Source organism: Nocardia sp. NPDC005998, assembly GCF_040614395.1.
In the GTDB taxonomy this organism is placed as follows: domain Bacteria; phylum Actinomycetota; class Actinomycetes; order Mycobacteriales; family Mycobacteriaceae; genus Nocardia.
Map to the genome: position 1 here is coordinate 17,223 of NZ_JBEXUI010000065.1, position 10,958 is coordinate 28,180.

Here is a 10,958-nt window from a genome sequence, read left to right on the forward strand (position 1 = left end):
TACCCGTGATGCGACGGACGAAGATTGTGTGCACTCTCGGCCCAGCGACCGCTACCGAGGAACGTATTCGGGAACTCGTCGAGAGTGGCATGGATGTGGCGCGGCTGAATTTCAGCCATGGCGAACACTCCGACCATGCCGAGAACTACAAGAAGGTGCGGCAGGCCTCGGACCATATCGGCCGGGCGGTCGGCATTCTCGCCGACCTGCAGGGACCGAAGATCCGGCTGGGGCGCTTCATCGAGGGCAAGACCGTATGGGCCAGCGGTGAAGAGGTCCGCATAACTGTCGACGAGATCGATGGCACCCACGATCGCGTCTCCACTACCTACAAGGAGCTGGCCAAGGACGCCAAGCCGGGCGACCGCCTGCTCATCGACGACGGCAAGGTCGGCGTCACGGTCATCCGGGTCGAGGGCAACGACGTCGTCTGCCGGGTGACCGAGGGTGGTCCGGTCAGCAATAACAAGGGCGTTTCGCTGCCCGGCATGGACGTCTCGGTGCCCGCGCTCTCCGAGAAGGACATCGAGGATCTCGAATTCGCGCTCAAGCTCGGCGTCGACTTCATCGCGCTGTCCTTCGTGCGCTCGCCCTCGGACGTCGAGCTGGTACACGACGTGATGGATCGCGTCGGGCGCCGCGTCCCGGTGATCGGCAAGTTGGAGAAGCCCGAGGCCATCGACAACCTCGAGGCCATCGTGCTCGCCTTCGACGCGGTCATGGTGGCCCGCGGTGACCTCGGTGTCGAACTGCCGCTCGAGCAGGTGCCGCTCGTGCAGAAGCGCGCCATCCAAATGGCTCGGGAGAATGCCAAGCCGGTCATCGTCGCCACCCAGATGCTGGAGTCGATGATCGAGAACTCCCGCCCGACCCGCGCCGAGGCCTCCGATGTGGCCAATGCGGTGCTCGACGGTGCGGATGCGGTGATGCTCTCCGGTGAGACCTCGGTCGGCGCGTACCCGATCGAAACGGTGCGCACCATGGCCCGGATCGTGCACGCCGTGGAGACCGAATCCACCCGGGTACCACCGCTGACCCATGTCCCGCGCACCAAGCGCGGTGTCATCTCCTACGCTGCCCGCGATATCGGCGAGCGGCTCAATGCCAAGGCGCTCGTCGCCTTCACCCAGTCCGGCGATACGGTTCGCCGCCTGGCCCGTTTGCACACCCCGCTGCCGTTGCTGGCGTTTACCCCCCTTCCCGAGGTGCGCAGCCAGCTGTCGCTCACTTGGGGCACCGAAACCTTCATCGTCCCGACGGTGGACAGCACCGATGCGATGATCCACCAGGTGGATGTAGCACTGCTGTCCATGGAGCGATACCAAAAAGGTGATCTGGTGGTAATCGTGGCAGGCTCCCCGCCCGGTACTGTCGGCTCCACCAATCTGATCCATGTGCACCGTATCGGTGAGGAGGACCATTAGGTGAGTGCTTCGCTAGGTGGCGCCGTCGGCCTTGGTGCCGCAACGGCGGGTTCCGACCTGGATGTGCTGCTCGAACTGCTGGATCTGGAACAGGTCGACGAGGACGTCTTCGTCGGCCAGCATCCGGAGAAGGTCTGGAGCCGCACATTCGGCGGTCAGCTCGTAGCGCAGGCGATCATGGCGGCCGGACGTACGGTCGACGGCGACCGGCCGCTGCACGTGGTCAACGCGCATTTCGTGCGCGGCGGCGATGTGAAGAAGCCGATCGAATACCGGGTCGACCGCCACCGTGACGGGCGTTCCCTGGCCAACCGCACCGTCACCGCGACCCAGGACGATCAGGAGCTGTTCGTCATGCTCGCCGCGTTCCAGGATTGGGGCAAGGGGCTCGAGCACGCGCACGCCCAGCCGGAGGTGCCGGATCCCGAGACGCTGCCGCGCGTCGAGGAGAGCTTCGAAGGCTTGGAGGACAAGCTGGAGATGTTCATCAAGGCGCCGCGTCCGATCGATATGCGCTACACCAATGACCCCGCCTGGATCCTGAAGGGCACGGGAGAGCGGCTCAACCACAACCGCGTATGGATGCGCACCGATGGCAGGCTGCCCGATGATCCGCTGATCCACGTTGCGGCGCTTGGCTATTCGTCCGACACCACAGTGCTGGATTCGATCATCACCACCCATGGCCTGTCCTGGGGTCTGGACCGCATCGTGGCCGCGACGATCAACCATTCGATCTGGTTCCACCGCCCGTTCCGTTTCGATGACTGGGCGCTCTACGCCACCGAATCCCCGGTGGCCGCCGGTTCACGTGGCCTGGCAACCGGCCGATTCTTCTCGCGCAGTGGCGAATTGCTCGCCACCACCGTGCAGGAAGGTGTCATCCGGCACTTCCCATCCCGCGGATGAGGCTGGTGCCCATGTGTTTCGCGGACAGTGCCAACTGATTTCGCGAGCACATGGGTAACAATCGGGTACGCCCCAAAACGTATGGCCCAAAACGTATGACGCAGAGCCCGAATGGAACTGCGTGTAGTCCGACTTCTGCGTCCTAAGGCCCGGGTAGGCGGAATCGTTCGCGCTCGGTTTCGAAGTCGAAGCTGTCGCGGCGCTGCACCCGGATGGTTCGTGGTATCTCCAGATCCGTTGGGCAGCTTGCGGTTTCCAACATCAGTCGCTTTTCCAGCGCGGCCAGGCTCGGCGCGGTCAGATCGCGCGGGGCACCGACCAGGCTGAGTGCGATCTCATAGGTGCGCCGAGTACTGGGCTCCTGGCCGGGATGGTCTACCCGCCACTGGGTTTCGAGCAGGATGTGCTCGGGCGCATCGGGCTCGACGGGGAGGGTGAAGCGCCAGGCGAAGACATCGCGGTCCTGGAGGTGGTCGTCCACCACCTCGCGTACCGAATCGACGACGCGGTCGAGGGTTTCCGGTGTGACATAAACATGGAGCGAAACATCCGAAATTCGTTTCGGCATGTCTGATTCCTGTCGTGTGTCGAACCATCAACGGCGGAAGCTATCCGTGGAAGCGGGCGCATGCGCGCAGGGGGAGTGTAGTCCCTCTCGGTATCACTTGGACACTGCGCCCTGCGTGTCACCTGATCCGGTGGGCGGCAAGAAAGGCTGCCAGCGGCGCGGGCGCCGACCCGGGTTGTACGACGAGGCCGCCGCGCTCGTCTTCGACCGGCCTGGCCTGCTCGTGCGGAGCCAACGCCAGCAGCAGTGGCACCAGCGCCTCGGCGATCTGGTCACCCACTTGGCAGAACGCGGATTCCGACAGGCCGACCGGATCGGCGATGTTCTCCCGGCCGACCAGCGCGAGATCGTGGCGGGCGCGGTGCAGATCCGCGATCGTCTCCGCCCCGGTCACCTTGGCGATGCGGTGCGCCTCCAGCAATGTGAAAGTCCGTGACCCCGCGCCGAAGCCCATCCCCGCCGCCTGATCCCGGATCTGTTCGGTCATGGTGAGTACCAGGTCCGCACGGTCGATCAGTTCCGGCTTGAGCTTGCGCGCCCGGAAATTGTCGGCATTGGCCCCGAGTCCCTCGATGGCGCGTGCCGCGAGCGGTTCCACCGGAAATCCCACCAGCGCACGGGTTCCCGCGCTCTCGGCGGTGAGTCCGGGCAGATCGTATTCGACCGCTACGGCGCGGGTGAGCCGCTCGGCGATCACCGAACGACAGACATTGCCGTTGCAGACGAACAGGACGTGCATGCCGATACGGTAAGCCGCGCGAGCGCCGACCAGAAGGCCGTCGACGCGGAATCACACCCCGACGAGCACTTATTCATCTGCTGGTCAATTGCCGTACACGAAGTACGCCCCGGTATTCAGAAAGACGCTCGATACGCGTTGCCGGTAGTCGGCCGATCGGTAATCGAGGTCTGGGCGTCGTGCTGAAGTTACCCCGGCACAACCGATTTCAACCATCACGGTATCGCCACGTTTGGGAACCGATTCGGCCCGACTTAGTCGGACTCCGGTGAGTAGTAGGTGGATTCGGCAACCACCGGCGCCACCTTGGCGTCTTCGTTGTTCACCCGCCCCCGGGTCGAGAACCTCCGGCCGCGCGAGGCGACGACGGGCGCGAATCGCGGCAGCCCCGAGGTTCCCGTCATATCGTCGTACATCGCATCGATCCCGCCGCGCATGAAGTAGGCCTCGTGCCAGAACCCGGTCCCACCGGAGTCGCGCAGGAACTTCTGCCACCAATCCCGGTGCGGCGCTGAGCGTGTCCAGCGTTCCAGCGAATCCAGGTCCCGCCAATACTGCCGCGCCCCCCAATGCGGCGGGAACAGCGACCAGATCACGTCCTCGTGCGATAACAGCCCATCCGGGCGATCCTGGTGCGACCGATAGAGTTTCGGGCCGAGGCCGAGCAATCGCAGCATCCCGCGTGGCTTGCGCACCCGCATCCCGAGATAGATGACGACCAGATCCGGATATCCGGACAGGTCGACGGTGGTCCTGTTAACCCGCATGTCGCAACCTCCGCAACCAGGGCGCCTACTTGCAACCCTATGCAGGAACAACGGCCCAGGCGAAGCTTCAGTTCGACGACCACACCCGGGTAGCGACCATGACCACCGCCAAAGAGAACGGCCCATCCTCCCTATGGGCATGGGCCGTTCTCGAGTTGGTGCCGATTGTGGGACTCGAACCCACACGTCCTTTCGGACAACGGTTTTTGAGACCGTCGCGTCTGCCAGTTCCGCCAAATCGGCGCACGGTGAGAAAGCATAGCGGGTGACTGTCGAAAATCGCGAATGGGCTGGCCCGAGAGTGATCGTCGCCCCGTTTGCGCAGGGTATATGGGTTGTATGCGGAACTGAAAGGTAGTCTTTACAGCACTCGATAGCGACGGTGGGTCGATGGACCGGTACGACCACGGCCACCTTTTCGCGTGTCGGGGACACGGCATCGGAACCAGAGGGGTCTACCTATGAGCAACACAGCAGGGGGCGCCGGCACGAAGCGGGACGCCGGGGCGAAGCGGGTCGTCGTCGCGGAGGACGAGGCGCTCATCCGTATGGATCTGGTGGAGATGCTGACCGAAGAGGGCTATCAGGTTGTCGGTGAGGCGGGCGACGGCCAGCAGGCGGTCGATCTGGCGGTGGAACACCGGCCGGATCTGGTCATCATGGATGTGAAGATGCCGCGCCGCGACGGTATCGACGCGGCGGCCGAGATCGCCTCGAAACGCGTTGCGCCGGTGGTGATTCTGACCGCGTTCAGTCAGCGCGATCTGGTCGAGCGGGCCCGCGACGCCGGTGCGATGGCCTATCTGGTCAAGCCGTTTACAAAATCGGATCTGGTGCCCGCCATCGAACTGGCGGCCAGTCGCTTCCACGAGATCACCGCTCTCGAGAGCGAGGTCGCCAATCTGGCCGAACGCCTGGAGACGCGCAAGCTCGTCGAGCGGGCCAAGGGCGTGCTCATGCAGACCCAGGGATTGTCAGAACCGCAGGCGTTCAAGTGGATTCAGCGCACGGCGATGGACCGCCGCACTACCATGAAGGCGGTAGCCGAGGTGGTGCTGGAAAATCTTGCTCCGAAGTAGTACGGTCCGTGCGCCCCGGCCGATGAAGGTCGGAAATTTTACTTCCCGGAAACCGGATCGCGATGAAAAATTCGAAACGATGTCGATCGGATGATCCGAATGTGATGCGGAGCTAACGTACCAACGCTATGTTCTGACCGGGCTGACGTGGTCGGCCTCCTCGGAGAGAGCCCGGGGGAGCACAGGACGTAGAGGTGAAACGTGCTTAGTTCGACATGGCGCAGTCGTTCGATGCGGGGCGCATTGGCCATAGGAGCCGCCGCCGCGCTCGTGCTGACGGGGTGCAGCGATAAATCGACCGACAGCGGCTCGGGCGGCACCTCCGGCGCTGGTGGCGCCGGTGGTTTGAAGATTCAGCCGGTCATGCAGATCGACGCCAACGGCAAGCAGGTGCCGAAGTCGGACAGCTCCGCTGCCGCCGACCCGGCCGGTGATGGCAAGGCCACCTGCCCGGCGGGCACATCGATCGCCATGGCGGGCGCGCTGACCGGTCCGGACGCGGCCCTCGGCATCAACATTGTCGATGGCGTCAAGCTCGCGCTGGACAAGCACAACAAGGCCAACCCGGGCTGCAAGATCGAACTCAAGCAGTTCGACACCGAGGGCGACCCGCAGAAGGCCACCCAGGTCATCCCGCAGATCGTCAACGACAAGTCGGTCATCGGTCTGGTCGGTCCGGCGTTCTCTGGTGAGACCAAGGCGACCGGCAAGATCCTCAGCGACGCCGGCCTGGTCTCCACGACCTCATCGGCCACCAACGAGACGCTGACCCAGAACGGCTGGACCAGCTTCTTCCGCGGTCTGGCCAACGACGGCGTGCAGGGTCCGTCCGTCGGTAAGTACCTGGTCAACACCGCGGGCTACAAGAAGGTCTGCGTCATCCAGGACAACACCGACTACGGCACCGGTCTGGCCAAGTCGATCGTCGAGGGCCTCGGCTCCGCGAACGACGCGTCCTGCAATGCCAGCATCAAGAAGGGCGATAAGGACTTCTCCGCCACGGTCACCAAGATCGCGAGCGCCGCGCCCGACGCGGTCTTCTACTCCGGTTACTACTCCGAGGGTGCGCCCCTGGCCCAGCAGCTGAAGTCCGGTGGCGTCAAGGCGGTCTTCGTCTCCGCCGACGGCACCAACGACCCGCAGTTCGTCGCGCAGGCCGGTAGCTCGTCCAAGGGCGCGGTGCTGTCGTGCCCGTGTGGTCCGGCGCCGGACAAGTTCGCCACGGACTACCAGGCCCTCAACGGTCAGGAGCCGGGTGTCTACTCGGTCGAGGGCTACGACCTGACCACCATCCTCGCCAAGGGCATCGATGGCGGTAAGCTGACCCGTCCCGACCTGCTGGAATACGTGCGGTCCTATGACGGCAACGGTCTGGCGCGTCAGTACAAGTGGAATCCGACCGGCGAGTTGTCCAACGCGCTGATCTGGATCTACGAGGTCAAGTAGCCCCACAACCTGGACAGCGGCACGTACGGGGGTCGTGAACCCCCGTGTGTGCCGCTGTCCGGTGGGCGAATGAAGTATGAGGGCACAAGACGAATGAAATCAACGGCATTGGCTGGCGCTGTACAACTCGCCAGCGGATCGATCGACTTCAACTACCACGGGGTGATCGATAACTTCTGGCGACTGACCGTCGACGGGGTGACCTACGGCTCAATTTATGCCTTGGTCGCCGTGGGCTATACCTTGGTCTACGGCGTATTGCGGCTGATCAATTTCGCCCATTCGGAAATATTCATGCTCGGCATGTTCGGTCAATTGATCGGGCTCATGCTGTTCGGTTTCGTGGCGAACCCCGACGTGTACACCCAGGGCATAGTCCTGACCGTCGTCTATCTCGCGCTCGCGATGATCATCGGCATGTTGGTATCCGGTGGCGCCGCAGTAGGATTGGAGCGCGTGGCCTATCGGCCGTTGCGTAAACGCGGGGCCAAACCGCTCAGCTTCCTGATCACCGCGATCGGCATGTCGTTCGTGATCCAGGAGTTCGTGCACTTCATCCTGCCGAAGATCAATCCCAAACTCGGTGGCACCAACGCACAGCAGCCGGTCAAATTGGTCGAGCCGAGCGTGCAGTTCAGCTTCTTCGGTGCCGACATCGACAACATCAAGGTGCTCATCGTGCTGGCCGCGATCGCGCTGGCGATCGTGACCGAGGTGTTGATCAACCGGACCAAATTCGGGCGCGGCATTCGCGCCGTCGCGCAGGACCCCGATACCGCAACGCTGATGGGCGTTTCGCGGGAGCGGGTCATCATGCTGACGTTCTTCATCGGCGGCGTGCTCGCGGGTGCGGCCGCGCTGCTCTACGCGATCAAGATTCCGCAGGGCATCATCTACTCCGGCGGATTCATCCTCGGCATCAAGGCATTCAGCGCCGCGGTGCTCGGCGGCATCGGCAATCTGCGCGGTGCGCTGCTCGGCGGCATCCTGCTCGGTGTGGTGGAACAGTACGGCCAATCGCTGCTCGGCTCGGAATGGCGAGATGTCGTCGCCTTCGTTGTGCTGGTGCTGGTGCTGATGGTGCGCCCGACCGGCATCCTCGGTGAGAGCCTCGGGAGGGCCCGCGCATGACCGACCTGACCAAAACACCCGATGCTCCGTCGCCGGAGACACCGGAGCAGCCGAAGGCGGCAGCGCCGAGACATGGTGTCGGTGATTCGATTCGGACCTGGTGGGACGGCCTGAGCCGCCCCGCGCAATGGGGCGTCGGCGTGCCGATCCTCATTCTGCTCGCACTTCTTCCGCTGTTCCCGCCGCCGCTGCTCGATACGCCCGGCTATAACTTCGGCCTGGTCATGGCGCAGGTCGCGATGTACGCGCTGATCGCCATCGGCCTGAATGTCGTCGTCGGACAGGCGGGTCTGCTCGACCTCGGCTACGTCGGCTTCTACGCCATCGGCGCCTATACCGTCGGTCTGCTCACCAGTCCCAACAGTCCGTGGAATCAGACCGATGGCGGCTGGCTGAATCCGACCTGGGCCTGGATGGCCTGTCTGCCGATCGCGGTCGCGGTGACGGCTATCTCCGGCATCATCCTCGGCACCCCGACGCTGCGGCTGCGCGGTGACTATCTGGCGATCGTCACCCTGGGCTTCGGTGAGATCGTCCGGTTGCTCGCCGACAACCTGTCCGACATCACCAACGGCAGCCTTGGTCTGTCCGGTGTCGCCTTCCCGCACTTCGGCGAATCCGACAGCAAGCCGGAGGGAGTCTTCTCCGGCGGTAACAGCGGCAATGCCGATAGCGCGAATCTGCTGGACCGGGCCAGCTATGGCACCTGGTGGTACTGGTTCGCGATGGTGCTGGTGATCATCGTGCTGCTGATCGTCGGCAATCTGGAACGCAGTCGGGTCGGCCGCGCCTGGGTGGCCATCCGCGAGGACGAGGACGCCGCCGAGATCATGGGCGTGCCGACCTTCAAGTTCAAGCTGTGGGCCTTTTTGATCGGTGCCGCGGTCGGCGGCATGTCCGGTGCGATCTATGCCGGACAGGTTCAGTTCATCAACCCGACCGGGTTCAACATCATCAACTCGATGCTGTTCCTGTGCGCGGTCGTCATCGGTGGTCAGGGCAATAAGCTCGGCGTCATCTTCGGCGCGTTCATCATCGCCTATCTGCCGGCGCGGCTGCAGTCGGTGAAATTGGTGAGCAATGAGTCCACCGGATACATCCTGTTGGCGATCGATGTGCTGGTCTTCGTCGGGTTGGTCGTCGTCTGGAAATACAAGAGCGACGATCTGAGCCCATGGCCGCGGCGCGGCTGTATCACGGGCATGGTGGTCACCGGCATCATGGGCGCGCTGCTGCTCGGCAGCGTATTGCTGTTCCGCGTCGGCGGTGCGCAGACCCTCGGTGACCTCAAGTACATGTACTTCGGAATTACCTTGGTGGTCATGATGATTCTGCGGCCACAGGGTCTGTTCCCGGTGCGGCAGAAGTTGCTCACCTTCGGTAGGCAGGTGTATCAGGCCGTGCGCAAACCGGCCGAGCGTGAATTGATCGGAGCAGGACGATGACCGGGCCCGGCGCGGGTGACGCCCTGTTCGACAATGAGGATATGGCGGCCGGCTATGCGGCTCCGCCGGAGGTCGAGAGCGCCGGTGAGGTCGATGTCACCGCCGTGATCCCGGTGCTCGCCGATGCCGAGGTCGTCGCGGATGTGGTTGCGCCACACCGCGAAATCGAAACCGCGGTGGGTGCGCCACTGCTGCGCACCGATGAGCTCACGGTGCAGTTCGGCGGTCTGACCGCATTGGACAAGGTCAGCTTCGAGATCCGCCGCGGCGAAATCCTCGGACTGATCGGACCCAATGGCGCGGGCAAGACGACCTGCTTCAACGCCATTACCGGTGTCTACAAACCGGCCTCGGGGCTGGTGTATTTCGACGGCAAACCGCTGACGAAGACCAAGCGCAATGAGATCACCCGGCTCGGAATCGCGCGCACCTTCCAGAATGTGCGGCTCTTCGGTGAGATGACCGCGCTGGAAAATGTGGTGGTCGGCACCGACGCCAGGCATAAGACCTCGGTGCCAGGTGCCATCTTCCGCACCCCGCGGCATCGCAGCGAGGAGAAGGACGCGATCGAGCGCGGCATGGCCCTGCTCGAATTCGTCGGTATCGCACCGCGTGCGGTGGAGAAGGCGCGCAATCTCTCCTATGGCGATCAGCGCCGACTGGAGATCGCCCGCGCGCTGGCCACCGAGCCGAAACTGCTCTGCCTGGACGAACCCGCCGCCGGGTTCAATCCGAGCGAGAAGTCGGCGCTGATGGATCTGATCCGCAAGATCCGTGACGACGGGTTCACCGTGCTGCTGATCGAGCACGATATGCGCCTGGTCATGGGTGTCACGGATCGAATCGTGGTGCTGGAGTTCGGTCGCAAGATCGCCGATGGGCTGCCCGCGGAGATCCGCGACAACCCGGATGTGATCGCGGCATATCTCGGTGTCCCCGACACCGAGGGTGCCGCAGCCGAAAAGGTCACCGCCACAACCGAAGTGGTCGAACCGGAACCGCCCGCCGCCGAACCGGCCGCCCCCGTCGAGCCCGCGGCCCGTGACTTCAGCCAAGCGCCGCCGCTGCTCGAGGTCGACGATATGGTGGTCAACTACGGCAGAATTCAAGCGCTGCACGGGGTTTCGCTGCGTGTCGCGGAGGGTGAGCTGGTCACGCTGCTCGGTGCCAATGGTGCGGGCAAGACCACCACCATGCGTGCGCTGTCGGGTCTGCTGCCGCTGACTCGCGGCAAGATCAAGTTCGAGGGCCGCGATATCACCCAGATGAAGGCGCACGAGCGGGTCACGCAGGGGTTGATCCAGGCACCTGAGGGCCGGGGTGTCTTCCCCGGTATGACGGTCCAGGAGAACCTCGATATGGGTTGCTACGGAAGGGTGTCGTCCAGCGGGCCGCCGGACCGCGAAGCCTGATAGAACGAGCGCTCGGTCATCCATACCAGGGCGGTTGC

Annotated in this window: 10 protein-coding genes, 1 tRNA gene and 1 pseudogene; 8 read left to right on the top strand and 4 right to left on the bottom strand. The window is 64.0% G+C overall.

Translation table 11 applies throughout. From position 1 onward, the window contains the following. Positions 1–5 precede the first annotated feature (5 nt). Complete coding sequence (pyk, locus tag ABZ293_RS40440) at positions 6–1,424, top strand: pyruvate kinase (RefSeq protein ID WP_355189637.1); 1,419 nt, start codon at positions 6–8, stop codon at positions 1,422–1,424. Continuing rightward, entirely contained in the window at positions 1,425–2,333 is a 909-nt protein-coding gene (locus ABZ293_RS40445) for an acyl-CoA thioesterase II (RefSeq protein ID WP_355189638.1), read from the top strand. It begins immediately after the preceding gene. A 142-nt stretch (positions 2,334–2,475) separates the two neighbouring features. Here the strand turns inward: ABZ293_RS40445 and ABZ293_RS40450 are convergent, their stop codons facing one another. The 4 genes from ABZ293_RS40450 to ABZ293_RS40465 form a co-directional block, all read right to left on the bottom strand. Further along, the gene (locus ABZ293_RS40450) at positions 2,476–2,901 is read right to left on the bottom strand and encodes a hypothetical protein (protein WP_355189639.1); all 426 of its coding nucleotides are present in this window, start codon (positions 2,899–2,901) and stop codon (positions 2,476–2,478) included. A 118-nt stretch (positions 2,902–3,019) separates the two neighbouring features. Continuing rightward, entirely contained in the window at positions 3,020–3,640 is a 621-nt protein-coding gene (locus tag ABZ293_RS40455) for a low molecular weight phosphatase family protein (RefSeq protein ID WP_355189640.1), read from the bottom strand. A gap of 254 nt (positions 3,641–3,894) precedes the next feature. Continuing rightward, the gene (locus ABZ293_RS40460; RefSeq protein ID WP_355189641.1) at positions 3,895–4,407 is read right to left on the bottom strand and encodes a DUF4188 domain-containing protein; all 513 of its coding nucleotides are present in this window, start codon (positions 4,405–4,407) and stop codon (positions 3,895–3,897) included. A gap of 156 nt (positions 4,408–4,563) precedes the next feature. Then, positions 4,564–4,650: transfer RNA gene (locus tag ABZ293_RS40465), tRNA-Leu, on the bottom strand. Positions 4,651–4,868: 218 nt separating this feature from the next. Between ABZ293_RS40465 and ABZ293_RS40470 the strand changes: the two genes are divergently transcribed. From ABZ293_RS40470 to ABZ293_RS40495, 6 genes and pseudogenes are all read left to right on the top strand, one after another. Beyond that, positions 4,869–5,486 (top strand): ANTAR domain-containing response regulator, encoded by a 618-nt coding sequence (locus ABZ293_RS40470; protein WP_354957663.1) that lies wholly within the window; start codon positions 4,869–4,871, stop codon positions 5,484–5,486. A gap of 231 nt (positions 5,487–5,717) precedes the next feature. Next, positions 5,718–6,932 (top strand): branched-chain amino acid ABC transporter substrate-binding protein, encoded by a 1,215-nt coding sequence (locus tag ABZ293_RS40475; RefSeq protein WP_355189642.1) that lies wholly within the window; start codon positions 5,718–5,720, stop codon positions 6,930–6,932. Between the two features lie 93 nt (positions 6,933–7,025). After that, positions 7,026–8,063, top strand: coding sequence for a branched-chain amino acid ABC transporter permease (locus tag ABZ293_RS40480; protein ID WP_354957707.1), 1,038 nt, complete (start codon positions 7,026–7,028; stop codon positions 8,061–8,063). After that, entirely contained in the window at positions 8,060–9,508 is a 1,449-nt protein-coding gene (locus ABZ293_RS40485; RefSeq protein WP_355189643.1) for a branched-chain amino acid ABC transporter permease, read from the top strand. The genes ABZ293_RS40480 and ABZ293_RS40485 overlap by 4 nt, the downstream gene beginning before the upstream one ends. Next, positions 9,505–10,461: pseudogene (locus ABZ293_RS40490) on the top strand (ABC transporter ATP-binding protein); the annotation flags it as partial. The gene ABZ293_RS40485 and the pseudogene ABZ293_RS40490, both read left to right, overlap by 4 nt. Before the next feature lie 30 nt (positions 10,462–10,491). Next, positions 10,492–10,920 (top strand): ATP-binding cassette domain-containing protein, encoded by a 429-nt coding sequence (locus tag ABZ293_RS40495; RefSeq protein ID WP_355189644.1) that lies wholly within the window; start codon positions 10,492–10,494, stop codon positions 10,918–10,920. Positions 10,921–10,958: the final 38 nt, after the last annotated feature.